Raw genomic sequence first — 26,533 nt, forward strand, 5'->3', positions numbered from 1 at the left:
AGGGAACATCGCCAACACTATATTCACGTATCGGGACGACTCTGTCGCCCCTCGGTCCGGCAGTAGATTGATGTAATTCGGTGAGGCATTTCAGTATTACGCATCAAGTGAATTCAACCGGACACATCCCACTACCTAACAGCATCGCGGCCGCACTTCGGGCTTAAGATGTAGGACGTCGTGAATACAAGAACGTTATGTGAATATCGCTAATGTTAAAACCAAGGAGGAACAAACGGTGAGTAGAAGACAAATTCTAGCTAAACTAGCAGAAGAATTAGCTTCAAGACCATTGATAGGAAATAAAGATAAATACGGTCCAGATTTAGAACCAATTCTTAGATGTTTTCCAAGAGATAACCCGAATATTGGTTTCGATTGGTGTGCTGCATTTGTATATCATTGCTGTACTGAGGCAGGCGTGAAGTTACCAGTACGATATCCAGAGCCGGTTTCACGTAATTTTGCATGGGTAGAAGCTTGGTTGGAATGGGGACAATTATATAGTTTTTATCATCATAAAAGTGATCAGTCGTTCATTCCAGATCAAGGGGATCTTATAATATTTGATAACATTTTAGGGAATGGACAAAACGATCATATCGGAGTGGTAGTAAAAATAGAACAGGGTAAAATAATAACAGCAGAAGGGAATTATTATAATAAATCAGGAATATTTCAAAGAACTATAGAACAAATAAATGGATATATAAGAATTGACGATACCTATTAATAGATTTTGAAAGAGTATTCATAGAAGGCGATAACATCACATAACATTGCATTTCAGCATCGTCGCTGTCGCTCTTTGGTCGGCAAGGGGATTTTCGAAGAAGTGGAATCAGGCGACACCTTCAACCGGCTAAGTCTGGACCCGTTCCCTTTGGGCACTTAAGCCGCTTGAACGTCAGGAATGCCGAACGTTATAGGAAATCAACGCAATCGATGATAAGTCAAAGCCATCTCATCCCTAGTTGTGATTAAACAAACGTGAGATTAGTGGAATAAAGAGGAGGAAGACTGATCACGGAGATCATTATAATTTGTGAATTACGCGACCACGGCCAAGCTTAATGTATATACATTAAAAGAAGGGTGTAATTGTAGGGGAGAGTAGCTAATTGTGAGGAGATCCTACTTATTTTTACTTATTATGGTTATTTTTCTTTTATCGGCTTGTCAATCATCAGAACAATTAAAGCCGATAAAAGAAGAAACAATTGATTTCGATTTAAACACTGCAATTGAAATGGTTGAGAAGAAAGAAAAAATGATCATTGATTTAGCATTGAGAGATAAGGTGTCAAAACTGGAGTATAAGGAATTAGAGAAATCTTTTACCGAAGAGTTTGGAGACCATGCTAAGGGTATTTTATCTATACTATTTATCAATAATATGGACTCCGATCCGGAGTCAGATATGTATGTACACCAGAACACATTATACCCAACTGTCTTTCACAAAGGAATAACTATAACAAATGCGGTTATTTATAAGAGTTACTTCGAGAATGAGTTTTTTAATCAAACTAGATTAAGCATTAAGGAAGAATATGTTGGTGATGATGAGAACTTAAAGGATTGGAAAAGAGAATACATTTTTACTCCAAACAAAAATGGAGAGTGGGAATTAAATGGATTTTCTGGAGTGATGAATTTCTTAGGAGAAGATTATAATATGAATTATTTAGAGTTGAAGAGGTAAAAAGGGCCTTGGTCTGCAGAGATTAAAAAACATAAAAAGGAGGATCATATGAAACGAATAGACGTTGCGTATTCTTTGATTACAGACAAAGACAAAACAAAAATCCTCATGGTGAAGAATCATAAAAACGGTACTTGGTCATTACCAGGTGGAGGCGTTGAAGAAAATGAGACCTTAGATGCGGCTGCAATCCGCGAAGCAAAAGAAGAAACAGGATATGATATTAAAGTCCACGGTGTAGTGGCTATCAATGAAGCAATATTAACAAAACATGATGAACACGTAGTGTTTATTACTTTTAGAGCTGAAATAATTGGCGGACAACAAGAGATAACTAGACCAACCGAAATTAGTCATGTTGAATGGGTAGATATTGATAGAGCAGATGAATTTATGCCTTATTATCAAGAAGGATTAAAAAATATTGCAAAAAACGAGATTGAAATCAAGTATTTTAATGAAGGAAAAGTTTAAAGGAATTGTAAGTAAATCGAGGAGGACATGTCCCTTAGATAACATCATATTCACGCATAGAGCCATTCGGCTCTCGGTCCGGAATGAGGGATTTCGGGGGAGCGGGATCAACTGGACAACCCTGCACTGGCTAAGTCCGTCGGACCCGGCGCATTCGTCCCTTGGTTGTCAAAAGTTCAGGCATAGAGGAATATACAGATAACACACGACCCGGCCCAAGATAAGTGCTATCTAAGGTCGGGTCGCGTCGTGAATGCAATAAATTTCATTGTTGGCAAAGGAACTTACTTGGTTGCTTATCATAACGAGGGTTATACTAATATTAATGAAGCCTATCTTAGGCTGCTGCGTTATGTCGAGCATCATAGCTTGGTTGTAACAGGCTATTTCTACGAGGATCTCCTTCTGGATGAATGATCTATTGTAGATGTAGACTACGTACAGATTGAAGAATAGGAACAGCTTGAATCGAACAAAAAAGTGGTGATTGAATTGGGGTAACCGTTAAAGATTTACTGCAGCTGCCTTCATTTAGAGGAGCTCAGGTGGTCACTGGAACAAGCAGGCTGCATCAGACCGTTTCCTCTTTATCTGTTTTAGAGGTAGCGGATGTCAATTTCTTCTCGCAAATTATTCAAACCGTTCAAGAAGAGTGGTATGCCGAAGAGCTGGTCATTAGCTCTTTTTATTCCATTAAGGACAGCGTGGAACAGCAATGCAAAACGGTTCAATATTTGCATGACCTTGGTGAAGTGGGATTGATTTTGTACTATGTTGGCATTATCATGCCAGATATAGCCGATGAAGTGCTCGAGCTGGCCGAATCACTGAATTTTATTATCATTTGCATGCCGAGAAACGATTACTCTCTTAGGTATAATGAAGTCATTTATGAAGTCATGGAGGCGATCGTAAGCAATCAGAATGTGAATGAGCATTTCGTGAATGAATCACTGGAAAAGGTCTCGCTGCTGCCGGAACATTTGCGGAGCGTGGAAATTACCCTTAAACTGCTGTCGGACCGGATGAAAGCGAACATCGTTCTGACAAACAGCAACTTGGATATCATCAATCGTGTCATGTGGCCGCGCAATTCATCGCTCGATGTTGCGAATCTAATTCGGTCCATGGCGCCTTCTATTTTGAACGGCAGAATGGGAGAAGGAGAGCTGGACTCGTCCTGCTTTGTTGAATACAAACGTGTTCATCAAAAAAACGGAGAGGTCCTCTACCTGTTTCTCATTAAAGAGAATACGAAGCTGCCTCCGAAGACGATGGATCAAATCAGCGAGGTGGTGCAGGTGGCCATCAATTTGTGGGGAGATAAGCATAACGAGGTCAGCGAATACGCTTTGGTTAAAGCCATCGTGAATGATGAAAGCGAAAAAATGCGCAGATTGGCCAGTTTACTCTATATTGACGTTTCCGCCATCCAAATGATGTGGCTCGTTTACGTTCGGGATTTGTCGGAGGAAAGAAGGATAAGGGAAGACTTAAAAGCGCATCTCTCGCAATATTATAAAACCGCGGTCATTCAAACGATCGATCACTGTGTTGTCGTTTTGCTAGGGAATTGTTCATATAAATACAATGAGTTTGAAATCGCAGCGGAATATATCGAAACCACGAGTCTCACCGCTGACATATCAAGCATCGTTTATTCTCCGAGGATGCGGAACACACAGGACGTACGCCGAATGTACCAGCTCGTAAACGGAGTCTCGAAAGAGGTTCACCGCATCTATCATAACCGCAAACTATTCACCGCGGCTGAAGTCCGTTCCATGAAACGGGCCATAGACCTCAGCAAACAAGGGGAAGAGATCACTGAAGAATGCTTGTCCGTCATAGAGCCAATTATGGACGACCCTGACGCATTGAAAACCCTGATGACTTTTCTTCTGGATGCGAAGGGGAATATGGATGACTGCAGCAAGCTGTTGTTCGTCCACAAAAATACGGTGAAATATCGCATTAAAAAAATTTGCGAGCTCATAGGATATGATGTGACCATCAATTCGGAATCGTACGATGTTTATACCGCCTGCATGGTCTACCGTCTCATCCATAACTAAAAAGTTCCGATGTTTTGTCCAATAAGACAAAAACATCGGATTTTTTTTTGTTTTCTGAAAAAGACGTTGACCTACTTCATCTTTTACAATAAGAAAACAATATTCGAACGAACAGGATTGGGGGGATCATATGAAAGCCGTTAAAGAGCATCAATCCTGGTTCAGTCTCGGGATCATCTGGGCTGGCGCGGTCATCAGCATCCCGAGTTTGTTGGTAGGGAATGCGCTTATTGCAGGCATGGGACTATCGAAGGCATTGCTTGTCACGTTAGCAGGTTATTCCATTATTGTGCTGCTCATGATTTTGCAGGGTATTCAAAGCACGGATTTAGGAAGGCCGACGGTTCAGGTTGCAGGTCAGGTGTTTGGCAAAAAAGGATCTCGGGCGATTCTTTCGATCATCCTCGCCATTGCGTGCCTCGGATGGTTCGGAATTCAGGCGAATGTGTGCGGTGCGGCCTTGGCCAATTTGTTAGCCGTAGGTGGAATGAGTGTCCCGGTTCCGCTGGCTTCTCTCATCTGCGGTCTTGTGATGGTGGTCTCGGCGATATATGGCGTTAAAGTGCTGCGCGTCATCAGCTATATCGCCGTTCCTTTATTGGTGGGAATCAGCATATTTGGTCTTATCGAAGCTTTGACCGGTGACTCCCTGCAGATCATTCAGCATTATAAGCCTGAGGGAGCTATGAACTTTACGGACGGGCTGGCGATAACGCTGGGTTCATTTGCCCTGGGTGCAGTCATCGCAGGAGATTATTCGCAATTTTCAAGAAAACGGTCCGATGTCCTGAAAGCCGCTCTATTCGGGATTGTTCCGGCAGGCTTGCTGATGATCGGTGCAGGAGCTGTCCTGACGATTGCTTACCAAGCCAGCGATATTACAGCAACCTTTTTGAGTATCACGACTCCGTTTGTTGGCGGCGTGGTTTTGATCTTGGCTACGTGGAAGACGAACCTTGTGAACGCTATTTCAGGCGGCTTTGCTCTCATTAACGTGTTCAACGTATCGAAGGAAAAAGAGAAATGGGCCGTCGGCATCGCGGGAACCATTGGGACCGTATTGGCCGTCGTCGGTATACTGAACTATTTTACTCCGATCATGTCCATCCTGTCGGCCATGATTCCGCCGGTTGCAGGCGTGATGATTGCATCTTACTGGGTACTTGGCAAAGGGGATAAGAGCCGCTGGCATGAAGTCGAAGGCGTGAATACACTGGGTGTCGTTTCCTGGCTATTGGGCGCGGTTATTGCTAGTACCCCTGTTGTGTTATCCTTGTTCCCAAGCTTGCCGCAAGTACCGAATCAGCCGTTGATCGGGATTGTCATTTCTTTTGTCGTGTATTATGCAGGCTATCGTTTATCGGCTCAGAAGACAGTTATATTGGAGGAATAATGAATGAGATATTTAGATAAAGCAGCTGTTGAAAACATCGCCGTCGGCGCAGCATTTCTGGGAACCGGCGGAGGGGGAGACCCTTACATCGGAAAATTGATGGCTCTCTCGGCCATTGAGAAGTTTGGACCTGTAAAACTATGCTCAGTCGATGAGATTAAGGATGAGGACTTTTTCATTCCGGCCGCAATGATGGGGGCGCCTTCCGTATTAGTGGAGAAATTCCCTAAAGGGGACGAGTTTGTTAAGGTGTTTCAAAAATTAGCGAATTACTTGGGAAAAGATCAGATCGCCGGCACGTTTCCGATGGAAGCGGGAGGCGTCAATTCCATGATTCCCATCGTCGTTGCAGCGCAGCTGGGATTGCCTCTGATCGACTGTGACGGTATGGGGCGGGCGTTCCCGGAGCTTCAAATGGTGACGTTTAACCTGGACGGCATTCCGGCGACACCGATGGCGATTTCGGATGAAAAAGGGAACATCGGCATCTTTGAGACCATTGATAATAAATGGACGGAACGGCTCGCCAGGGTGGCCACGGTTGAAATGGGCGCCAGTGCTTTAGTAAGCCTGTACCCGGCAACGGGTGCTCAAATAAAGCAAAGCGGCGTTCATCATATTGTGACCCTCTCCGAACAGATTGGAGAAATCATTACATCGAAGAATCGGGACGCGGGCGATAAGCTTCAAGAACTGCTGAACCTTGTGTCCGGCTATGAACTTTTCCAAGGTAAAATCGTGGATGTCATCCGGGAAACCAAGGGCGGATTTAATCTTGGACGAATGCATCTCGAAGGAATCGAGGCGTTTAAAGGCGGAGAGATGAAGGTTCATTTTCAAAATGAAAACCTGGTTGCCGAAAAGAACGGTCAAGTCGCTGCGATCACCCCGGATTTAATCTGTCTGGTCGATTACGAAACCTTGTTGCCAGTGACCACGGAGAGCCTGAAATATGGGAAGCGCGTACGGGTGGTCGGACTGCCTGCACATGAAAAGTGGAGAACGGAAAAAGGGATCCAGACGGCAGGACCAAGATACTTCGGGTATGATTACGATTATGTTCCTATTGAGGATTTGGTGATGAAAAAGGCGGTGGTTGAGAATGTATAGAATCGGGATCGATGTAGGCGGCACCAATACGGATGCCATCATTTTGGATGAGAATTATCATCTGGTTCATGCGGTGAAATCACCAACAAGCCTGGATATTAAAGCGGGTATTGAAACCTCGCTCCGGAATTTACTGCAGGAATCGAAAATTGATAAAACCCAAATAACGCATGCCATGTTAGGTACAACACAGTGCACGAATGCCATTGTTGAGCGCAAAAAGCTGGCCCAAGTCGGCGTCATTCGTCTGGGTTACCCGGCAACGGCTTCCGTTGCTCCGTACACGTCCTGGCCTGAGGATATGGTTCAGAAGCTGTCGGGTAAATATGCTCTCGTTCATGGCGGATATGAATATGACGGCCAAGTGCTTGGAGAAGTCGATGAAGCTGAAATTACAGCCCTTTTAGAGGAATGGCGGAGCAGTGTCGAGTCCATCGCAGTCATCGGGGTGTTTTCATCCATTAAAAATGATCAGGAGCTCCAGGTTCGCGATCTCATCCATCAAGTGTATGGAGCGGGATTCCCTGTTTCCTGCTCTTCCCTGATCGGTTCTGTCGGTTTAATCGAACGGGAAAATGCGACCATACTCAATGCAGCCTTGTGTAAGGTTATTGAAACGACGACCCAAGGATTTGTGCAGGCGTTAGAAGAAGAAGGCATTACAGACGCAGCGGTGTTTTTATGCCAGAATGACGGTACCTTAATGTCGATAGATTTCGCTAAACAATTTCCGATCCTAACCATTGCATGCGGGCCAACGAACAGTATACGCGGTGCCTCTTATTTGGCGAAGATCAAAGATACGATGGTTCTCGACGTGGGCGGGACGACATCGGACATCGGGGTTTTGCAGGACGGCTTCCCGAGAGAATCCTCGGTTGCGGTCGAGGTTGGCGATATTCGCACGAATTTCCGCATGCCGGATATTATCTCCGTTGGGCTGGGCGGCGGAAGCATTGTGCGCTCGGAGAACGGCAAAATTACGGTTGGCCCCGACAGCGTAGGATACAAGATTGGACAGGAAGCGCTGGTCTTTGGCGGGCATACGCTGACTACAACAGACATTGCCGTTCGGCTGGGTCTCGCGGATGTCGGGGATAAGAGCTTGGTAGCGCATCTGGATGAAGACTTCGCTAAAAATGTGCAAGCTGAAATTGCAACCATCATTGAGCAGGCCATTGATAAAATGAAGACATCGTCGGGAGACGTTGAGCTTGTTTTGGTAGGCGGCGGCAGTGTCGTTATACCGGACACGATTCGCGGGGTATCCCATATGATTAAGCCTGAGAACGGGGGCGTAGCCAACGCCATTGGCGCTTGTATTGCCCAAATCAGTGGACAATATGAACAAATTTATATCTATTCCACAGAGCCCCGTGAGGAATCATTAAGAGATGCGCAAGAAAAAGCCGTGAAGCAGGCGGTGCTGGCTGGCGCTGATCCGGCTACGGTGGAACTCGTGGAAGTGGAAGAAACCCCGCTGGCTTATCATCCGGGAAATGCAACGAGACTGAGAGTGAAAGTCGTAGGAAACATGAAGTAGAAGAGAGGCTTCACATGAGTTTATACAACTTGTGTGAGGCTCTTTTTTTTGTTAGCGGTGAGGTGCAATGTGATGAGTGGAAAAGAGAGATTTCACTTTTAATTGAACAATACGAATTGGGAAGCTAATATAGTTATGATAAATGTGTATTAAGTTAACCGTAAGAACCCTAAGTGAGAAGGTAATCCAGTGCAAGGATTTCCAGCAAGCGGCTGCTGATGGTTGAGCTTAACCTTAGAAGGGATGGAAATGAAGTGGTCGTGTACTGGCTAAGTTTATTGTTGTTCACCTCACTCGGAAGTTTTATTTTGTGGATTTTCCTCTACAAAATTGTATGGAGAACTTGGAAAACTCGAAAAATAAATCAACGAAAAAAGAGTATGAGAAAGGTTATCAAACGGACGTTTTTCGGAAAGGTGAAACATGTTATCGGGGTTGGATTATCTTATGTTTTTATGTTTGCTCTATTTATTGGCATACCTATCTTTTGTTTCTATGTTGCAGTTCCGACTTGGTTAGACCTACCTGCTGTGTTTACAGGTAACTATGCCGAAGTGACAGGTCATTTAACTAACAATGTCACTGTTGATATGTCAGGTAAGTCATGGGGTTACCCATACTATGCTTATATTGATGGAGAATTCTATTATTCTCTAGTACCGCTTGATTCTTTTGAGGATCTAACAATTACTGTGAATTATCTACCTCACACGAAAGTAATTGTGGACATACTGTAACTGCTCTTAACGATCAGCTGTTTTTGATGAATTGTGGGAGGGAGCAGATAACACCATATCTACACGGTGTCGCTAACGCTCCTTGGTCTGCCCGAGGGTTTTCGGGGGAAGATGACCTCAGGCAGACAATTCTGCGAGGATGGTGCAATAGGAAAGACAGTTGAATCTTGGGTGGGCATGGTTTCCCTTCGAAAGGAGGTGAGGCCATAGAAGTAAAGGATGCTTTGACGATCATGTTTTTATTTGGATCGTTTATTCTTGCCCTTTTAACATACATCAATTTTAACAACAAGAGAAAGTAAGAACCTCCCCAAGGTTAGAGCCAGAGGTGGGTTTTTGGTCCTTTTTAACTCAGAAGGGATGACCCATCCAAGCCAATTGTTGAGCCGAGTGTTAGCCGCACGCAGCTTCTTTCAAAGTAAGATAACACAATTGGAAAAGAAGTGAACAGGAAATGGATTAAAGAATATTGAAGCATAATAAAGACGACAAAACTAGAATAGAACAGCGTATTACAGGCGTGTTAAGACGTAATACAACATAATGAAAGACAAGCGATTGGCAGAGGAGCAGAATCAGTGGACAAGAAGTAAAAGAGGTGAGTACAAATGAAGGTAATAACACTATGTGGATCGACAAAATTTAAAAAAGAATTTGAACAAGCCAATAGATACTTAACCCTTAAAGGGAATATTGTTTTTAGTTTAGCTTTTTTTGAGCAAAGCGAAGGAATCGAGATTACCAAGGAACAAGCAGAATTGTTTGAAGAAATCCATTTTCGTAAAATTGACATGTCAGATGAAATATTTGTTATCGATGTTGGTGGTTACATTGGTAGTAGCACAAGAAAAGAAATTGAATATGCAATTGAAAAAGGAAAGATAATTAAGTTCTTTTCAAAAAGCGAATTAGTAAAAAAACGGCAAGACAAACGAATTAATCCGAAATAATATTGGTGGTAATCAGAGAAGTCGCTATCATCTCATAACAAAGTATCTACGTTGCGGACCGTTCGGCCCTTGGTCTTCAGAGGTTGGGTCAGGCAGAGATAACCCTGGAAGGCTAAGTGGCGAAGCCACCCAATCGCTGCACTCCTTCAAGCCTTTCGGGTTCAGGAATACAAGAATGAGGCAACGATAATACCCGGTTTGAAACCATTCCAACTGTTCGTCATTCGTATAGCTGCTCAATGCTTTTAATCGAGTAAATGCAATCAACCAATAGCTAAAAGTAGAAACTTGATTTCAAGTGAAACTTTTAATACTACAAAATTAAAAAGATGGGAAAATGTTGAGTTTATATGGTGATGAAGAAAATTTATAAACTCTGACGTAAGGAGAGAAAGAACATATGGGCAAGAAGAAAAAAACCTTACCGAAAAATTTTGATGAACTAATTAATGCAGGCGATATATCAGCATTAAAAGAGGTATTTACCCGATGCGAATTTGATGCCCGAGGCGGTTACAGTAAATCAACAGCCTTGAGCTTTTACGAAGTACCGAATGAATTGGTTCGCTGGCTCGTGGAACAAGGTGCTGATATAAATGTTAGAGATAATTACGGAGCAACGCCTTTACACAAACATGCAATGAGTTGGTGTGGTGATACGGAGTTGCTGCTTGAATTGGGTGCAGATATAGAAGCCACTGATTATCAAAACGAGACACCTTTATTTGCCGCCGCAGGTTCATTTAAAGCAAAAGCGGTTCACACGTTGGTTACTAAAGGCGCAAATATCAGCGCAAAAAATAAGATGAGACAGACTCCATTAGAAAAAGCTTTGGCATTGTGCAGGAACGCGGATATTGTCAATATGGCGGAAGTTGCCGATATTTTGCTTAACGCTGGAATAACTGTAACGCCGGAAATGAAAGATTCTATTAAGCGAATCGGAAGTGACTTTGAATTTCACAGAGAAGGATTTAATAAAGAATATTTGAATCAAACCGATGAGGCACTTTTACGTCTATATGAGCTATTTGATGTTACTCCAGTAGAGAAGCGAAAGACGCACGACGGCGCCTCTTCAATAACAGTATCAACAAAGGGATGGCAGGCACAACATAATGAACTCTGGAATTTACTTATCCCTTCAAAAGGACATGCGAAAACCATACAGGGTGAGGTTATCCGGATTACTGGTAAAGTATCGTACGAAATTTTAGATAATGGCGGTATTAACTGGGATAATCAATTTTTTAAAATTCTCAATAGTTTAATTCATTACTTTAGCTTGGGTACACCATTAAATCCCGCTTCACTTCAGGAGGCAGTAACATTAGCGAAAGAACTTCACAACGGAAATGGTAGTGATGAACCTGCGAGACTGTGCGAACTAGCAGTGCATTGGGTACTAAGCAATCCGAATCCTATTACTCTGGAACAGCCTGACTATAAGCGATAACAAGGGGAAATTATTTTAATTCAATACAATAAGAAATGTAAAGAACGGAGTGAAATGAAATAACTGATGAAGTGCGTTGTTGAGTAACAAGACAATCATATCTGATAACACTGTATTTACGCGGCGGTGCTTACGCTCCTTGGTCTGCCAGAGGCATTTCGAAGAAGGGTGATTAACAATTTGATTATAAAAAATAAATGGATTCTTTGCACAAACCTTCGTTCAGATCAAGAAGTTAGCAAAGGTGACTCATTAATTATCTACGATGATTTAAAGATCAAAGGTATACCACGGAAGCAACTGCGCAAGACACTTTGCAGATCATACAGCATGGTAAAACAAGAAGACATAGTGATTGATACAGACAATGATCGTATCGACAAACCACAGTACTAAACAAACTTAGAACGGAGGAAGATAATAAGTACGAATATATATTTGTTGACGCTAAATTGGGTGGTTTTTTTTCAGAAGCAACACATCAACAGACAATTATTGAATATGCAAGAGAGGGTTGGCGGTTAGTCCAAGTACTTCCCACTAAGTATGATGGAAATGGAAAGCCAACTCATTACGAGATTATATTTGAAAGACCAGTACAAAAGAGTTAAAGATTGAAAGTTTGTGAAGTGTTAGCATCTCAAAGAGGGAGTGATGGGACGTCGTGAACACGGGAACGTTAGCTGAAATTACCTTAGATTAAATAAACTTAAAGGTTGATTCTATATGGATTTACAATTTAAAGATAGTCTGAAAAACACGTGTACTGTCCTTTTGATATATGTTGGAAACGCAATATAGACCGTGGTGACAGAACAGAAGATCAATCAGATTGGCAGAGTAAAATAATGGATTGAAAACATTAACTATAGTTGCTCTGTCAATACCAGTTTGAATACATCAGAAGAATGTGCTGAAATTGGCCTCCTCCAATTGCCGGGCGGCACTTTCCATTTTTTCTGCCGAAGGGCTGACGCTTCACCGAGTTCAGGGAGGTCCGTGTCCGCACGAAGTGCGTCTTTCTCGTTTCAGCGGCTTCAAAGGTTCGGAACAGAATATGTACTTTTTTTAAAAAATAATGGTTACAGTAGGTATTCGCTTCGCTCTTGTTCCAAACTAAAAAATAATGTTCCGGTGAGCATATTATTTTTGAACGAGAAACTCCAGCACATGGGTAAATACTGTTTCAAGAACTTCTTTCTTTACCAAAAACAGATTTCCTTGTATTACATTTTAAAGAGAGCGTCCTTCAGCCATCTACATGGCTGAAGGACGCTCTCTTTTAAGTTCTAAATATTCCGATAATAAAAACTTTCATTATCAATTTTAATCGCTTACATTCATGACTAACTCCCTCTGTTTGCGCAGAAGGTCATTTAATGGTTACTTGTATACAAAATGAGCGGGAGAAGAACTTGGAATATTTTGTGGAAGACTCTTGTCTTAATTCCACTCTAATTAATTATTCGTGAATCAGCTCAATCTATTGGAAGGTCGTCTGCTTGTAAGGAGGGAGTAATTATCGTACTGCCTCTTTTTGGCTTTTGTAATTGCTCCGACAGTCATAGAAGAAGTAACCAGTAAATTACCAAAATCCGGTCGTTGACGAATAGATATATTATTAATTTTATGGTGCTTATAGATATGAGGGAAATGCTAGATCGTGTACGGAATGATGGTACTGTAGTGCAACCTTACTTTCTTTACTCAGTTTCTTCCCCAAGTAAATACCCCACAGAGATTTCCAAAGCTTTGGCGATCATCACGACTTCATAGTCTTGAACGAGACGATCTTGACCCTCCAGACGTGAGAGACTGGTCTGACTGATATCTAGCCCTAATGTTTGCAATCTGGCGAGGAATTCTCTTTGCTTGATCCCTCTACTTTTCCGGATAGCTATCACTCGGGATCCGATAATATTTTTGTTCCCAGGTGGTTCTTGTCTATGCTTCATCAGTAACACCCCTCATTTCATCCAAATTGTAAGAGAAATTACGGTTGTTTTAATGCGAATATCGAATTAAAATAAAATAAACCGATAATCGCATTAAAAAGACTGCTCCTTCTAGCATTAACAAGAGAAGATGAATTTTAGACCCATCGGAGGTGTGGATGGATGAGCCGGTTGCACAACTTATTGGAGGAGGAACGGCGAAAGCTGAATAAGCTTGGAGAAGAGTCAGTGAAGCAGTCGATTCCGTTATCCGATAACCCTGAGGTTCTGGCACAGAGCCGAAGGGTCGATGAACTGGTAGCCCGATATGAAGACATGAAAGCGAGACGTAATCGGGTTGCACGATGAGTACTGTAAATGAGAGGTAGGGGAGGCAAAACAATGGAATTTCCACCGTGGTTTCAACAAGCGGTTCAAAGCAGACTGGATGAAGTGTCTGCACGAATCGAACATGATCCTGAATTAAGTCAGGTATGTGGGGAAGCAGACGAGGCGTTTGAAGCGTTGTTTGCAGGCAAGGACGTGAAGCGGATGCCTGAATATGCAGAGTGGGAGAATCATCATATCATAAGCAAAGGGATACAGAATGAGCTGCTGTACATGCAAGGGCTACGGGATGGCATTCAACTCACTGTATCCTTTCTGAGTCATTCGATGAGATCAGATGGAGAAAGCGAAAAGCCGAATGTCCATAAAGCGAAACAACCTTGAATTGAACTAAAATAAGCCGAAGTCTCAGTATTACACGCTTCGGCTTATTTTATGTTCTTCCTTATTTTGTCCCTTACTTCATTTATTATCTCTACTCACCGACTTGAACCACTCATACACTACTTGGGTGATCTGGTCACCGCCATTGGATTTTTCCAATGGGTAACAAATTGATATGATGTATTATATTACGTAGCAGCCTTACCAATGTGTACGAAATAGATTTGAAATAAGCTTTGAAATAAAAGAAGAAATAAACAAGACAAAATGGAATAAAGAATAGGGTGCTTTACTCAAAAGGTCCATCGTATAACATCGTATCTACGCTTCGGGGGACAAGAGAAGTGAATTCAACTCACAACCTTGTGAGGCTAAGTCCGTCGGACCCAGTCGCTGGCGCTCCTTTAAGCCTCTCGGGTTCGCAGATACAGAAGCGTTATACGCAATCGCCTAAAGCAAAAGCATGATAAAAAAGAAAGGCTCTGTTAAATTTAGTTGTTGATAATCGACTTTTGGGAACTAATGTTCTATAATTGAACCGACTACATTAGGGTTGGTGATGATTGTGAGGGCAACTGATATCCTTAAAGCCATTCAAAAACTAAATCCAGCAGAGAAACACCGTTTACGAGAATATTTAATTGATGCACTTACTGAATCAAGTTCGACTAGAACTGTTCTTCACAAAATATCTGAGCGTAAAAACAAGATTGGTTATCAATGCCCAGATTGCGAATCGGAGCATATTGTTCGATTCGGTAAATATACAACAATCGTTGATGGCGAAGAAGTTAAAAAGCAACGCTATCGATGTAAGGCTTGTAAAAAGACATTCACTGACCTCACAAATACTGTTCTTTATCGAACTCGTCACCTTAACCAGTGGATTAAATTTGTTGAGTGTATGATTGAAGGTTATTCTCTTCGTAAGTCCGCTGATTTAATCGGGAACATCACTAAACGTCACTTTATTTTATTGGAGACATAAACTATTATCATCGTTAAAAACAAATGGAAATACCAAATTTCGAAGGTATCGTTGAAATGGACGAGACCTATTTCCTGTACTCGGAAAAAGGACAAAGAAAAATTAAAGATAGAAAGCCTCGCAAACGTGGCGGTTCTGCAAAGAAGCGTGGTATAAGCAATGAACAAGTATGTGTATTGGTTGCAAGGGACCGTGACAAGACCACTTTTTCGCAGATATTGGGAATGGGTAGGTTAACGAAATACCAGTTAGACAAAGCCATCGGGCATAAACTTTCAAATGAAAATGTATTATGTACAGATTCCTGGCGTGCATTTAAAACATACGCTGCTGACAAAGGCATAGATATTTACCAATTCAAGTCTGACGGTAAAATTCGTACAAAAGGGCTTTATCACATTCAGAACGTTAATAATTACCACAGAAGACTCAAGGGGTGGATGCAACGATTCAATGGTGTTGCAACCAAGTATTTAAACAATTATCTTACGTGGTTCCAAGTGTTAGAAAGCATCCAACACCAAAGAAATGAAGTAACAATGAATGACTTGAATATTAAAGGGAATTTAGTACAGAATTCAGCAACTTTTGATAAAATAAGGTTAACTAAATTTGCTGTATAAACACTGATACTTATTATTATTTCTCTTAGAGAGTATATTTTTTGTTAATGCAAGATATTTTTTATTCAAGAAGTAAAATACGATATTATCTAATAAATTTGAGAAATAAATAAACTAAGAGGTAGATTTTAGCTTATTTAAGGGGGGATTATATGGAGGTTTTTGGAATTATAGGATTCACTTTCGGAGCTATGGGATTTATTTTTGGACTTATTGCTTTTACAACGGCATTGACTAATAGTAATAAAGTAAAAGAACTTGAAAAGAGGATTGATGATTTAGAGGGAAAATCATAAACAATCATTCAAGTAAAGGGTGCTTTAATTGAATTAAGACATTATTAAAATTAAGAACTTCTAATCTCTGGGAGTTCTTAATTTTTTATCTTATATCAACACTAAAATTTAACAGAGCCAAAAAGAAAAGAAGATATACTTATGTGGGTTCCTTATGAAACAATAAGAAAACATCCTCCAGATTTTCTTGTACAGTATCGTTTTTATACACGAGCATTTTGCATAATTCAATTTTCGATTCGAAGTCAAAGTCTGGCCGCATCCAAAGCTCCGTTTTTGAGATTTGGGTTATAAATGGGCAGACGGGCAGAATTTCGGTGAGGCTTAAATTTTAAGCAGCGTTTTGAACGCGTTGCTTCGCGATGGCAAGTGCAGAGGCAAGTAACACAATCGCATTCAAATATTGGTGGGTCGTCACTTTGTGAATCCCGAAAACATGGAGTTGGTCTGCGGTTAAATAGGTCTTCATTCGAGAATTACAGCGTTCCACACTGGTTCGTTTATTGTAAAGTTCCTTCCAGCCTCGGCTTTCTCGATGAGGTAGTGCATAGCGCCTGAGATCCGTTTGACTGTTGATTTTGACGACCACTCCATAATTGGAGGATGAACAAGCGGCCATGCCTAAAGGGCAATCCACTTGACCTGTCGCATGCGGACAACGGAATTTCAAATGTGCCTTCTCCTGCCCCCAATACGTCATGGGAAAGCCCATCGAACAACGGGGTGTGCCTTTGCCGGTGATCCCCGCGGGCGGTTCCTTTTCATTTCGTGGATTCAGCGGGATAATGGCTTGTGCCTTGACGTTCCGGGCTGCCTCGTAGTTTTTCATTTGGTCGTAACCCGCATCCAGCATGAAGAATTTCGCTTTGGATTTCGCAGCGGCAAGCGTCATGAGAGCAGGCCCTTCATCTCCGTCGTTTACATGGGCAGGCGTTACCTTGAGCGCCATCGGAAGTTCACTTTTGGTATCGACGGCCAGATGCAACTTATAGCCAATCCATTTGACTTTGTTGCCAAAGGTATCAAACTTCGCTCCCCAGTTGGCATTGCCGGTGAGTTCGCTTTTTCGCTTGGGTTCTTTTTTCTCGTAGGCGTGAATGGCTGCGCTGTCGATGGCAACATGAGTTCCGTCGATGATTCCAGCTTCTTGGCACTGAACCACAAGCTCCTCAAACAACTGTTTTGCAAGGTTTTTGTGAGTCAACTCGGCAAAGACTCGGCTTAATGTAGAAATGGAAGGGGCAGAGAGATCCAGCCGAAGTCCACATTGGTAACGGAAACGAAGGTCAAACTCCAGTCTGCGCTTTGGACCGGTGAACGTATCGATGTTCACTAAGGGAGCAGCGAGCAAGGCGCGAAGAATACCTTGACGACAGTGTCCATCCGTTCCTCGGGGTGAGGAATTTCTCAATTCTTTCGCGTAAGGTCGTAGGTCCAGTGCGCTGAAAAAGATAGGCAATCGCTCTTTCGATTCGATTTTTTGAAGCTCCTCAAAGGAAAATAGACTTTCTTGGAGAATATACAAAAAGGGGCTTCCTCCTCTTGAGTGTTTTGGTGTCGTTACCAAAAAACTTCTTCAAGTTGGGGTGAAGTCCTTTTTTGTACCCAAAATTCCTTTGTGTATCAAGGGCTTAGATTAATGCAAAATGCTCACACCTGAAGAAGGTGGTAGACGAAATCTTTTTTCTCAAGGATATGGACAAATTCTTATATAGAAGATCATTGAAATTAGCAAGCTTGCTCAAAGAAGAAGTAACTAAGAACGTTATCTGAAATCGTCGGGATAAAAATATGTTTAAACGCCAGGATCTCAAGATATTAGTTCAAATAGAATATAACCATAGTCAGAATTTATATTATTAATGTTCGCAACTTTTGTAATTAATATATTGGGCGGTGTGAATATGGAAGTACGTGAAATTGAAGTAAATGATTATCCTGAGGTAGTAACATTATGGATTAATGTGTTAGGAAACCGCAAGGTTAATCTTGATAATTTTTCCGTAACGCTAGAGAGAATGAATAAAGATGGGAACTATAAAACATTTGTAGCATTATTTGAAAATAAAGTTGTTGGTTTTATAACAACGGTACAGGCGTTATCATTTGGAGATGAAATTGGTTACTTACACATCCAGGGTCTTGCTGTGCAAAAAGAACTTCAGAATAAAGGAATAGGAACAAAACTGCTTAAATATGTGGAGGATTATTCCAAAAGGAAAGGGATTTCAACCATAATCTTATGTAGTGGATTCAAACGCACAGATGCCCATGCCTTTTATGAACATAATGGTTATGACAAAGATTCATACTGCTTTGACAAAGGTCTTTGACTTTGTAGAAGAGAATTTGTTTAACAGGCTTTTCAGAGAAGTTAATAACGATTATCAAAGAATCGACGACTTCAGGTAACATCGCATTCAACGCTGAAGGCCGCTTGGTCCGGGAGAGGCAATTGGAGGAGCAGATTGTGAAGTAAGATCATTTATATTACGTGGAGGCAATCATATGAACAAAACTATCAGCAATATACATAACACGAATAAGATTTATTGGGACGAGAATGGTAATGATTTTTTAGAAGCAATTGTACTGCCTTATTACGGTTGTAATACTTTAACGGAAAATGAATTAAACTTATTTGGTGATGTAGCAGGCAAAAAACTTTTAGATATTGGATGCGGCAACGGTGAATCTCTTAAATATCATGGCAGTAACAAGGCCGCTGAGCTATGGGGAATAGATATTTCTAAAAACCAAATTGAGAAGTCAGCGAAATGCCTTTCAGAAAGTGGCTATACAGCTAAGCTGATTTGTGGGGCAATGGAAGAGGAACACGGACTACCATCCGATTATTTTGATTATGTTTATTCAATTTATGCAATTGGATGGACAACGGATTTACAGGGTACATTTAATAGGGTTGCATCATATTTGAAAAAGGATGGCGTATTTATATTCAGTTGGTCGCATCCTATCCATATGAGCGTGGCATTTGAAGAAGGAAGAGCCTTTTTTAAAAATAGCTATTTTGATGAAACATGGTCTGAGCGAGATCTTGACGGGAAAAATGTTTTACTTTGCTCCCGAAAAATATCAACTTACGTGAACGCCTTGGCGAAGGCAGGTTTTGTAATTGAGCAATTGATTGAACAGACAAACGACGAAACTTTGCAATTAACAGGCGAACTTAGTGATTGGAACAAAAAATCGCAAATGGTTCCGTTAACAGCAATTTTTAAAGCAAGGAAGCTGTAGTCGGGTGATATCATACTTGCAAATGGCTAGTACGAGATAACTCAGACGACACACGAGCCGACCTAAGATAGGTGCTATCTAAGGCCGGCTCTCGTCGTGAATGCGGGAACGTTAGAGGAAATTATTGCAACATTTGAAGCAACAATAATTCATTAATAACCAGGAGAACAAAATGAAGAGAATAATGATAATTGGATCTGGAGGATCAGGGAAATCTACATTTTCAAGTAAACTCTCTGAAGTTTTAGGGTTACCATTGTATCATTTAGATGCGTATTATTGGAAACCTGGATGGATTGCAACCCCTAATCATGAGTGGGATGATTTTCAAAGAGAGCTTATTCAAAATGATGAATGGATTATTGATGGAAATTATAATAGAACATTAGATATTAGAATTTCGAGAGCAGATACCATAATTTTCTTTGATTTACCTCCGTGGATAACTACTTATAGAGTCATTAAACGAAGAATTAAATACCATGGAAGAACGAGACCTGATTTGAATGAGGGATGTCCTGAGCAATTAGATTGGGAATTCATTAAATGGGTGTGGAATTTCAGGAAATATAAAAGACCAGGAATACTCGAAAAATTAAAAAAATATGAAAAAGAAAAAAATATAATAATACTTAAAACACCAAAGGAAGTAACTAACTTAATTGATCAATTAAAAAGTGAATTCGAAGAAGGCAACAACATCCTCTAACATTGTATCTGCTCATGGGAGCTGACGTTCCTTGGTATGCAGGAGGGATTTCAATGAAGCATATTCAACAACCCTGCGCTGGCTAAGCGCGGTCGCGCCCGGCTTCGCCTTAACCCAGTGAGGGTCATGGATACTGAAACGTTATAGGAAATAGCCAAAAAAACTTTATATAAGGAGGAGCAATGAAACAATTTGAATTAGTTAGCCTTGACATGTTTCAAACACGCAGCGGATTCACTATTGCTTAAGATTAGAATTATGTGGGGTAAAGTTTACTTATGTTTGATGCAGGAGGTTCTGATATGAAAAAAACAATATTGATTTTTATGATATCTTCGCTAGTGGCACTCACAGGATGCAAACAAACCCATGATATAAAAGACAAAGCATTAAGCAAAGAAACTCAATCAGTTCCAGCTGAAACCAGTAAGGCATCCCTCGAGAAAAAGACAAAGGATATACTAAACCAACTTGAAAATCAAGACTTTTTTATTCAAGGTGAACATCTTAGTAATGCAGATGACGAAACGATTATAGAGTTTGGGAAGGCTTTTGTAAACTTATTTAACGGTGCAGTTGCAGAGCAAGAAAAAGTATTATTTGAAAAATATATTTCGAACAAGAACCTACGAAAATTCGCAGATAAAATGTTGGAGATAACGCAAAAACAGGATTTACAAAGTGGAAATTCTATAAATTACGGGTTGAAAAATGAGTTTAAACAAGCCAAGTTACAACATACAGAAGATAACTTTTGCTATCTTGAATTGGCATTTCAATTTGAAGGTTCAGGAATGGGAAGTAAAATGCTGATTACCGTCGAAAACAAGTCTTTAAAGATTGTGGATTTCTACTTTGGAAGTAAGGACGGCGTGGATACGTTTGCCACAGGTCATCCTGCGGAAAGAGAGATGAGCAACCCGAATTTATGGTTGGACGAGGAATGGCTAAAGAAGGTTTTTGATAAATTGGAGGATTTTGAGGCAGGTTTGACTCTTGATGTCACTACGTCATCGCTGATGTTCTCGTCACTAAAAGGCTAGGGCGTTTCGTGAATGGCTAACGGAGTAGATTACTTCAGTTATAATTGAACTTTATCCCCTAACGATTGGAAATGCACGGTATAATTTATTTAAGGCCTTTGACAAGCATAAGTATTTCATTGTGTCGTAAATTTTTTATTTTATGGGGGATTGAAATGGAAATTGTTTTTAGAAATTTCGATAATTCTTATTATGATAAAGTTTGTGAATTTTTGATTGAATTATCAAAGGATGATCGTAATCATATAAATTGGAATTGGGCAAGGTGGGAATGGATGTTTTTTCATCCTGACTTTAATAGTGACTTAATGGATAAGATTGGCTTGTGGTATTGTAATGACGAGATAGTAGGAATAACAACTTATGACCATTATTTCGGCGAAGCATTTTTTGCAACTAAACAAGGGTATAGAGAATTGGGAAAAGATATACTGGAATATGCCATTGCTACTTTTAGTAATGATAAAGGCCTTGGGATTGCGGTGAATGATGCGGATACTCACACTCTAGACTTATTACGTAGCAAGAAATTTGTGAAGAATGATCAGACTGAAAATGTACTAGAACTTGAACTAGAGAATGTTAGTCTTGAATACATAACTCCTGAAGGCATAACAATGAAAAGTCTCAATATTAAAAATGATTTATATAAGCATCAGAAATTACTATGGAAGGCATTTGACCACGAAGGACTTGTGCCTGTTGATGAAATTACTATTTATAAGCAACAAAAAATGTTGTCAGCAGCGAATTTGAATCCATTCTTACATATTGTTGCAGAAAATGAAGATGGGGAATATGTTGCATACTGCGGCTTATGGTATAGTCAGAAAACGGATTATGCTTACGTTGAACCAGTATGTACGATTCCAGAGTACCGGCATATGGGACTTGGTAAAGCGGTGGTTTTAGAAGCCTTAAAAAGAAGCTGTTCCTTAGGTGCTAAGAAAGCATACGTTATTTCTGACAATCCTTTTTATAAGTCCATAGGATTTCATCAACATTCGCATTATACCTTCTATTGGCATAACATCTAATAGTTTAATCTTGGATTTATGGTTGTTCATCTTTTTATATTTAGTATAGCTTAATTAGATTTGTGTCATTGTTATAGGGAGTTTGGGAAAACCATAAATGATAAATTCAGAAAACGAGGAAGTGAAAGTTTCACAATGCAGCATCAAATCATAAATACTGAACTAGGTGTAATCTCAGGTCGAGATGCAATCTACCTAGATAAGTTGAATTTTACATCTACAAATGAGGTAGAACTAATTGGAGAAATAAATGCAAGTCTCTGTTCACAAGTGAATGATGAAAAATACATACCATATAAGTTCATAGTAAAGGGAATTTACTACTTCAATATGGTTGAACTAGACATAAGTTATACAAATGTATTGAGAGACGTTGAAGTGAATTCAAGTTTGATTGAAGTAATTGGATCAGATCTACTGACAACAATTAAAGAAGTCAGAGGGCTTAACCTTAGACATCTCATTATCTGTACATATGATGAGATTTTTGAAATAGCTTGTAAAGAGTTTGAAATGAAATTCAACACAAACGATTAGTAACTTGCCCTTCGAGGAAGCATATACGAGGCTAAGTCCGTCGAACCCGGTGGCTAAGCCCCTTAAGCCTCTCGTGTTCGTAGATACAAGAACGTTATCACGACAGAATCGAATGCAACAAGAGCCGAATGGCTCTCAATCCAATGATATATGTAATTCGTTATGCAGATGAAGTGCGTCCTTAAAACCTTGCAAATAAATCTCACGTTCTAAAATAGCTCGTAGAGAAAGGTCTGCATCATCGTAAAGGAATAGGGTCTTCTGTACATTCTCTGGTACTCCTTCATGTAACTGCTTAAAGTAGAGTTTCCGTTCGGATGAGAACTGGTTGTAGGTGGAGTTGTTTTTGATAAGCTCGCCATATAAAGACTCGATTCGATTACGAATCAGGGAATCTAGTAAGATTTCTTTATACAAAATTGAATAACACCACATTCTTTTAACTTTACGAAGTAAAATTCAACTTATTAAATTTTATTTTGACACATCGAACAATCGAGTCAAGATATATCGAAGATGTTTTTGATTAAGGAAACATACTTTCATATAATTAAAGAAAAATTCGCTTTGTGTGTGAAAGGATTATCATATGATTAGTTACAAACCTTTTCAAAAGTTGCTGATCGACAGGGAAATTAAAAAGCAGGAATTACTTAAAATGACGGGGATTTCATCTGCTACAATGGCGAAGCTTAATACTAATGAATATGTTTCGTTAGAAGTCATTGATAAATTATGCAGCGCTTTAGGTTGTCAGCCAGGAGATCTGCTAGAACATATAGCGGAGCACTAAGTGAACGGAATAAAGAGAAAGGTCCGGCCAATAGGAATATGGCCGGACCTTCTTCGTTGGTTATTATGACACTTGGTAATTTTAGAGGTTCAATTCGGTTCTATATGAACATGTACGTCATAAACGCCGTGTGTTTCTTTTAATTCATGTTCCACCTGGTCAGAAATATCATGGGCGACCCGGATATCCAGATTCGACCTCACCAGGATGACGATGTCGACAACCGTGTTGCTGCCGTAATTCCTTGCCCGAATGTCCTTGACACCCTTAACGCCAACCACTTGTTTTACGGTTTCTTTGTAGTCTTTGACAATGTTTTCATCGAAGCCATCGGTTAAATGATGAGAGGCATCGCGGAATATATCCCAAGCGGTTTTACATATCAGGAAGCCTACCAATACGGCGGTAAGCGGATCGAGCCACGGCAGATGAAATTGAGCGCCGATGATACCCACAACCGTACCGATGCTTACCCAGGCATCCGAGAGATTGTCCTTTGCCGATGCCATTACGGCTTGACTGTTTACTTTGGTTGCCAGGCGCTTGTTATAGCGGTAGACCAAGTACATCACAATGGCGCAGACAATGCCGGTCCATGCGGATATGAGATCAGGCGATTCATGGTTTCCTTCAAACATGGAAGAGACGGCCCCGAACAAGACCTGGATCCCGACGGCCATCATAATAAAAGAGGCGATCAAAGAGGCTACCGTTTCCGCTTTCCAGTGACCGTATGGATGATCCCGGTCCGCAGGTTTTTGCGATAATCGCAGTCCGATCAATACAGCAATGGACGCCACGATATCTGTAGCATTATTTAAACCGTCCGCCCGCAGGGCCTCGGAGTTCGCGGTGTACCCTATCCATAATTTAATTGCAGATAAACAGATATAAGCAATGATACTGATGATGGCACCTTTTTCACCCAATTTTAAATCATGATAACGTTGTTGTTCCAAATCTAGCCGACTCCTTCCGCACGTCCCAAAAAATAGTACCTGACTATATTACCAAGCAGAGCAGGGGTGGGTCTAGAGCAACGTTTTTTCCTATCACTTAATAAGTGACAAGGGGCAAAAAGAGTTGCACCAGACTAAGAAAGATAGAGTGACGCTAGGATTTTAAGCACATCAAAATAGCGGGCGAGATCATCTCTCGGCACCGCTATGGATTGATACATATGTTCTTACATGATCTTGTTCAAATGAAGCATATATTCACCGCGGTTTAGCGGGTTGACTTGTCTCCGTTTATTCTCAGGGACGGTGGCTTGCACCTTCACGTAGCCTCCTGGTTTTACGGAGAGCATGCCCTCACCGCTAGTTAGAGAATGGACTTCGGCTTTCAGCAAGTCGGTCGTCCGTACGGGGATGGTACCATGAATGTGTACGGCATGATTGTGGAATGTGGGTTCCTGATAGGTCCCTTCCAGTGCCGCCAATCTGGATAATGCTTTGCTCAAACTGGTTTCCGGAAGAATGAATTGGATCACGTTTATGGGCTCATATACTTCCGTTCCGGCTTTGTTGAGCGCAGCCATGAGGACGAGCGGGGTCAGACTGCGAAAATCCTTTGCCGTCGATACCGGACTTGCGTAGCCGGTATGCGTCAGTGTCACGATCACATCGGTCACGGACCAGCCATACAGCCCCTCTTGCAGCACCTCAATCACGGTGTCTTTAATCGCTTTCTGAAAGGATAAGGGGAGGGAGCCCAGTTCCACTTCCAGTCGATACTGGAGTCCGGTTCCTCTCTCGCCAGGTTCGACTCGTAAGCCAACCGTTGCATAAAAAGGACACTCGCCCATATATTCAACAGCCTCTCCGGTCGCAACAGGCTTCTCGATACAAATGACCCGAGGAGCTGAAAATACAGCTTCGATGCCGTATTGCTGCTGGATGGTTTCCAGCAGAATTTCTTGCTGGACTTTGCCGAATACGTGGATGATATGTTCCTTGGTATTAGTATCCTGTATATATTGCAGGAACGGATCCTCTTCGGTAAGATCGCTTAAGGCAGTGTGAAGTTGATGCTCCTCCGCAGGATTCTTGGCTGACACTTGGACTTGAATCGGCGGCTTCTGAAAGTGGACCCGCTTCATCCTGTCGGAAACCGCACCGATGACGTCGCCAACCTTGAGTTCATCGGTAATGAGAATCGCAATGTCTCCGGCATCGATCTGATTCACCGCAATGGATTTGCCATGGTCCAAAGCATGTAGGTGTTTCACCTTGAACATGGTGGTGTTTCCGTTCTGCGTGATCACCGTAATCTCGTCTCGCGCCTGGATACTGCCGGCGAACAGCCGGAGGTAGACGTTACGTTCCCCATTCGGAAGTTTGATGACTTTGAACACCAGGCCGGATAACGATTCATGCTGAAGCTCCGAGGCGTCATTAACGGGGAAACATTCACCAAGCGCATGAAGCAGCGGCTCGATGCTGATCCCTTTGGCTGCTGATCCTGCAAATAGGGGATAAGCTTTACCTTGCTGGGTTTGCCTGTGTAATTCCTCCTGCAACCGTTCGCGAGATATGGGAATATCCTGAGCATAGTCGTTCAGCAGATCGTCATTGGCCAGTGCCAACATTTCGACCCACCCGGCGTTATGGGGATCGGCCACATCCACCCGAACGGCTGCGCTGCCTTCCTGAGTTACAGAGCTCATCTCGCAAATATGTTCATCCAGCAGATTACGTATCATGATAGAGACTTTCTCGTAATTCGCGCCCATTCGATCGATCTTGTTCATGAATAGAAGTGTGGGAATCCCTTGTTCTTTCAGTGTTTGCATGAGCACCCGCGTCTGGGCCTGTACGCCCTCAACCGCGGAAATGACCAGAATGACGCCATCCAGCACACTTAGTGAATGCTCGACCTCCGAGATGAAATCGGCATGTCCCGGCGTATCGATCAAGTTGATTTTTAGATCGCCCAGCATGAACGATACCGCAGCGGACTTTATCGTGATGCCTCGTCTCCGTTCAATGTCCAGCGAATCCGTGATGGTATTGCCTTGGTCAACGGAGCCCGCTTGATCAATAATTCCGGATCTAAACAGGATTTGCTCCGTTAGTGTGGTTTTACCGGCATCAACATGGGCCAAAACCCCAATATTCAATATTTTCTTCATATATAAT

General features: G+C 41.5%; 28 protein-coding genes and 1 pseudogene. 24 read left to right on the plus strand and 5 right to left on the minus strand.

The features are described from left to right. The first annotated feature begins 238 nt into the window (after window positions 1-238). From CRG97_RS13480 to CRG97_RS13535, 13 genes are all read left to right on the plus strand, one after another. A complete protein-coding gene (locus tag CRG97_RS13480; RefSeq protein ID WP_161952930.1) occupies window positions 239-733 on the plus strand; it encodes a CHAP domain-containing protein in 495 nt (164 codons plus the stop codon). Between the two features lie 390 nt (window positions 734-1,123). Then, window positions 1,124-1,705 (plus strand): hypothetical protein, encoded by a 582-nt coding sequence (locus tag CRG97_RS13485; RefSeq protein WP_098743563.1) that lies wholly within the window; start codon window positions 1,124-1,126, stop codon window positions 1,703-1,705. A 48-nt stretch (window positions 1,706-1,753) separates the two neighbouring features. Then, window positions 1,754-2,179: an NUDIX hydrolase gene (locus CRG97_RS13490; RefSeq protein ID WP_098743566.1), complete on the plus strand. Its 426-nt coding sequence runs from the start codon at window positions 1,754-1,756 to the stop codon at window positions 2,177-2,179. Window positions 2,180-2,428: 249 nt separating this feature from the next. Further along, the gene (locus CRG97_RS33075) at window positions 2,429-2,596 is read left to right on the plus strand and encodes a GyrI-like domain-containing protein (RefSeq protein ID WP_161952931.1); all 168 of its coding nucleotides are present in this window, start codon (window positions 2,429-2,431) and stop codon (window positions 2,594-2,596) included. Window positions 2,597-2,724: 128 nt separating this feature from the next. Then, window positions 2,725-4,254 (plus strand): PucR family transcriptional regulator, encoded by a 1,530-nt coding sequence (locus CRG97_RS13495; RefSeq protein ID WP_237566383.1) that lies wholly within the window; start codon window positions 2,725-2,727, stop codon window positions 4,252-4,254. A gap of 130 nt (window positions 4,255-4,384) precedes the next feature. Continuing rightward, window positions 4,385-5,647 carry a cytosine permease gene (locus CRG97_RS13500; RefSeq protein ID WP_098743572.1) on the plus strand — a complete coding sequence of 421 codons (1,263 nt, stop codon included), beginning with the start codon at window positions 4,385-4,387 and terminating at the stop codon, window positions 5,645-5,647. Window positions 5,648-5,650: 3 nt separating this feature from the next. Then, complete coding sequence (locus tag CRG97_RS13505; RefSeq protein ID WP_098743575.1) at window positions 5,651-6,757, plus strand: DUF917 domain-containing protein; 1,107 nt, start codon at window positions 5,651-5,653, stop codon at window positions 6,755-6,757. Beyond that, the gene (locus CRG97_RS13510; RefSeq protein WP_098743578.1) at window positions 6,750-8,300 is read left to right on the plus strand and encodes a hydantoinase/oxoprolinase N-terminal domain-containing protein; all 1,551 of its coding nucleotides are present in this window, start codon (window positions 6,750-6,752) and stop codon (window positions 8,298-8,300) included. Before CRG97_RS13505 ends, CRG97_RS13510 begins: the two co-directional genes overlap by 8 nt. Window positions 8,301-8,518: 218 nt before the next feature. Then, window positions 8,519-9,037: a hypothetical protein gene (locus tag CRG97_RS13515; protein ID WP_098743581.1), complete on the plus strand. Its 519-nt coding sequence runs from the start codon at window positions 8,519-8,521 to the stop codon at window positions 9,035-9,037. Window positions 9,038-9,243: 206 nt separating this feature from the next. Next, entirely contained in the window at window positions 9,244-9,339 is a 96-nt protein-coding gene (gene comI / locus CRG97_RS33590; RefSeq protein WP_237566440.1) for a competence inhibitor ComI, read from the plus strand. Window positions 9,340-9,645: 306 nt separating this feature from the next. Continuing rightward, entirely contained in the window at window positions 9,646-9,987 is a 342-nt protein-coding gene (locus tag CRG97_RS13520; RefSeq protein WP_098743584.1) for a hypothetical protein, read from the plus strand. Between the two features lie 400 nt (window positions 9,988-10,387). Then, on the plus strand, window positions 10,388-11,443 hold the full coding sequence (locus CRG97_RS13525) for an ankyrin repeat domain-containing protein (protein WP_098743588.1): 1,056 nt from the start codon (window positions 10,388-10,390) through the stop codon (window positions 11,441-11,443). Between the two features lie 434 nt (window positions 11,444-11,877). After that, the gene (locus CRG97_RS13535; RefSeq protein ID WP_098743593.1) at window positions 11,878-12,054 is read left to right on the plus strand and encodes a DUF4177 domain-containing protein; all 177 of its coding nucleotides are present in this window, start codon (window positions 11,878-11,880) and stop codon (window positions 12,052-12,054) included. A gap of 1,092 nt (window positions 12,055-13,146) precedes the next feature. Here CRG97_RS13535 and CRG97_RS13540 read toward each other — a convergent pair. Continuing rightward, window positions 13,147-13,398 carry a helix-turn-helix domain-containing protein gene (locus CRG97_RS13540; protein WP_098743596.1) on the minus strand — a complete coding sequence of 84 codons (252 nt, stop codon included), beginning with the start codon at window positions 13,396-13,398 and terminating at the stop codon, window positions 13,147-13,149. A gap of 162 nt (window positions 13,399-13,560) precedes the next feature. Between CRG97_RS13540 and CRG97_RS13545 the strand changes: the two genes are divergently transcribed. From CRG97_RS13545 to CRG97_RS33260, 4 genes and pseudogenes are all read left to right on the plus strand, one after another. Next, entirely contained in the window at window positions 13,561-13,746 is a 186-nt protein-coding gene (locus CRG97_RS13545; protein WP_098743599.1) for a Spo0E family sporulation regulatory protein-aspartic acid phosphatase, read from the plus strand. Between the two features lie 33 nt (window positions 13,747-13,779). Beyond that, window positions 13,780-14,109: a hypothetical protein gene (locus tag CRG97_RS13550; protein ID WP_098743602.1), complete on the plus strand. Its 330-nt coding sequence runs from the start codon at window positions 13,780-13,782 to the stop codon at window positions 14,107-14,109. 565 nt (window positions 14,110-14,674) lie between these two features. Continuing rightward, a pseudogene (locus tag CRG97_RS13555) lies at window positions 14,675-15,720 on the plus strand (IS1595 family transposase). Between the two features lie 152 nt (window positions 15,721-15,872). Beyond that, window positions 15,873-16,016 (plus strand): hypothetical protein, encoded by a 144-nt coding sequence (locus tag CRG97_RS33260; protein WP_202618920.1) that lies wholly within the window; start codon window positions 15,873-15,875, stop codon window positions 16,014-16,016. 331 nt (window positions 16,017-16,347) lie between these two features. Here CRG97_RS33260 and CRG97_RS13560 read toward each other — a convergent pair whose 3' ends face one another. After that, window positions 16,348-17,541, minus strand: a complete 1,194-nt coding sequence (locus CRG97_RS13560) for a transposase (RefSeq protein ID WP_098743605.1) — start codon at window positions 17,539-17,541, stop codon at window positions 16,348-16,350. Window positions 17,542-17,920: 379 nt separating this feature from the next. Here CRG97_RS13560 and CRG97_RS13565 point away from each other — a divergent pair, with 379 nt between their 5' ends. The 6 genes from CRG97_RS13565 to CRG97_RS13590 all read left to right on the plus strand — a co-directional run bounded on the left by CRG97_RS13565 (window position 17,921) and on the right by CRG97_RS13590 (window position 22,600). After that, window positions 17,921-18,349, plus strand: a complete 429-nt coding sequence (locus CRG97_RS13565; RefSeq protein ID WP_237566385.1) for a GNAT family N-acetyltransferase — start codon at window positions 17,921-17,923, stop codon at window positions 18,347-18,349. Window positions 18,350-18,524: 175 nt separating this feature from the next. Then, window positions 18,525-19,274: a class I SAM-dependent methyltransferase gene (locus CRG97_RS13570; RefSeq protein ID WP_098743608.1), complete on the plus strand. Its 750-nt coding sequence runs from the start codon at window positions 18,525-18,527 to the stop codon at window positions 19,272-19,274. 172 nt (window positions 19,275-19,446) lie between these two features. Then, window positions 19,447-19,983: a DNA topology modulation protein gene (locus CRG97_RS13575; protein ID WP_098743610.1), complete on the plus strand. Its 537-nt coding sequence runs from the start codon at window positions 19,447-19,449 to the stop codon at window positions 19,981-19,983. A gap of 302 nt (window positions 19,984-20,285) precedes the next feature. Further along, entirely contained in the window at window positions 20,286-21,026 is a 741-nt protein-coding gene (locus CRG97_RS13580) for a hypothetical protein (protein WP_098743613.1), read from the plus strand. A 155-nt stretch (window positions 21,027-21,181) separates the two neighbouring features. Next, entirely contained in the window at window positions 21,182-22,063 is an 882-nt protein-coding gene (locus CRG97_RS13585; protein WP_098743616.1) for a GNAT family N-acetyltransferase, read from the plus strand. 135 nt (window positions 22,064-22,198) lie between these two features. Next, window positions 22,199-22,600, plus strand: coding sequence for a hypothetical protein (locus tag CRG97_RS13590; RefSeq protein ID WP_098743619.1), 402 nt, complete (start codon window positions 22,199-22,201; stop codon window positions 22,598-22,600). 135 nt (window positions 22,601-22,735) lie between these two features. Here the strand turns inward: CRG97_RS13590 and CRG97_RS33595 are convergent, their stop codons facing one another. Next, on the minus strand, window positions 22,736-23,035 hold the full coding sequence (locus CRG97_RS33595) for a hypothetical protein (protein ID WP_098743621.1): 300 nt from the start codon (window positions 23,033-23,035) through the stop codon (window positions 22,736-22,738). Window positions 23,036-23,189: 154 nt separating this feature from the next. Between CRG97_RS33595 and CRG97_RS13600 the strand changes: the two genes are divergently transcribed. Beyond that, on the plus strand, window positions 23,190-23,393 hold the full coding sequence (locus tag CRG97_RS13600; RefSeq protein ID WP_098743624.1) for a helix-turn-helix domain-containing protein: 204 nt from the start codon (window positions 23,190-23,192) through the stop codon (window positions 23,391-23,393). Window positions 23,394-23,482: 89 nt separating this feature from the next. On the opposite strand, the gene CRG97_RS13605 is transcribed toward CRG97_RS13600, so the two are convergent. Both CRG97_RS13605 and CRG97_RS13610 read right to left on the minus strand, forming a co-directional pair. Beyond that, the gene (locus tag CRG97_RS13605; RefSeq protein ID WP_098743627.1) at window positions 23,483-24,352 is read right to left on the minus strand and encodes a cation diffusion facilitator family transporter; all 870 of its coding nucleotides are present in this window, start codon (window positions 24,350-24,352) and stop codon (window positions 23,483-23,485) included. A 227-nt stretch (window positions 24,353-24,579) separates the two neighbouring features. Continuing rightward, a complete protein-coding gene (locus CRG97_RS13610; RefSeq protein WP_098743630.1) occupies window positions 24,580-26,526 on the minus strand; it encodes an elongation factor G in 1,947 nt (648 codons plus the stop codon). Between the last annotated feature and the right edge of the window lie 7 nt (window positions 26,527-26,533).

The sequence above is a fragment of the Paenibacillus sp. EZ-K15 genome, from assembly GCF_002573715.1.
Lineage (GTDB): Bacteria > Bacillota > Bacilli > Paenibacillales > Paenibacillaceae > Paenibacillus_AQ.

Bases quoted from the DNA above. Each gene is read 5' to 3' on its own strand.
- CRG97_RS13490 (WP_098743566.1), top strand. From the start codon at position 1,754: ATGAAACGAATAGACGTTGCGTATTCTTTGATTACAGACAAAGACAAA.
- CRG97_RS13500 (WP_098743572.1), top strand. From the start codon at position 4,385: ATGAAAGCCGTTAAAGAGCATCAATCCTGGTTCAGTCTCGGGATCATC.
- CRG97_RS13505 (WP_098743575.1), top strand. From the start codon at position 5,651: ATGAGATATTTAGATAAAGCAGCTGTTGAAAACATCGCCGTCGGCGCA.
- CRG97_RS13510 (WP_098743578.1), top strand. From the start codon at position 6,750: ATGTATAGAATCGGGATCGATGTAGGCGGCACCAATACGGATGCCATC.
- CRG97_RS13515 (WP_098743581.1), top strand. From the start codon at position 8,519: ATGGTTGAGCTTAACCTTAGAAGGGATGGAAATGAAGTGGTCGTGTAC.
- CRG97_RS13520 (WP_098743584.1), top strand. From the start codon at position 9,646: ATGAAGGTAATAACACTATGTGGATCGACAAAATTTAAAAAAGAATTT.
- CRG97_RS13525 (WP_098743588.1), top strand. From the start codon at position 10,388: ATGGGCAAGAAGAAAAAAACCTTACCGAAAAATTTTGATGAACTAATT.
- CRG97_RS13540 (WP_098743596.1), bottom strand. From the start codon at position 13,398: ATGAAGCATAGACAAGAACCACCTGGGAACAAAAATATTATCGGATCC.
- CRG97_RS13545 (WP_098743599.1), top strand. From the start codon at position 13,561: ATGAGCCGGTTGCACAACTTATTGGAGGAGGAACGGCGAAAGCTGAAT.
- CRG97_RS13550 (WP_098743602.1), top strand. From the start codon at position 13,780: ATGGAATTTCCACCGTGGTTTCAACAAGCGGTTCAAAGCAGACTGGAT.
- CRG97_RS33260 (WP_202618920.1), top strand. From the start codon at position 15,873: ATGGAGGTTTTTGGAATTATAGGATTCACTTTCGGAGCTATGGGATTT.
- CRG97_RS13565 (WP_237566385.1), top strand. From the start codon at position 17,921: ATGGAAGTACGTGAAATTGAAGTAAATGATTATCCTGAGGTAGTAACA.
- CRG97_RS13570 (WP_098743608.1), top strand. From the start codon at position 18,525: ATGAACAAAACTATCAGCAATATACATAACACGAATAAGATTTATTGG.
- CRG97_RS13575 (WP_098743610.1), top strand. From the start codon at position 19,447: ATGAAGAGAATAATGATAATTGGATCTGGAGGATCAGGGAAATCTACA.
- CRG97_RS13580 (WP_098743613.1), top strand. From the start codon at position 20,286: ATGAAAAAAACAATATTGATTTTTATGATATCTTCGCTAGTGGCACTC.
- CRG97_RS13585 (WP_098743616.1), top strand. From the start codon at position 21,182: ATGGAAATTGTTTTTAGAAATTTCGATAATTCTTATTATGATAAAGTT.
- CRG97_RS13590 (WP_098743619.1), top strand. From the start codon at position 22,199: ATGCAGCATCAAATCATAAATACTGAACTAGGTGTAATCTCAGGTCGA.
- CRG97_RS33595 (WP_098743621.1), bottom strand. From the start codon at position 23,035: ATGTGGTGTTATTCAATTTTGTATAAAGAAATCTTACTAGATTCCCTG.
- CRG97_RS13600 (WP_098743624.1), top strand. From the start codon at position 23,190: ATGATTAGTTACAAACCTTTTCAAAAGTTGCTGATCGACAGGGAAATT.
- CRG97_RS13610 (WP_098743630.1), bottom strand. From the start codon at position 26,526: ATGAAGAAAATATTGAATATTGGGGTTTTGGCCCATGTTGATGCCGGT.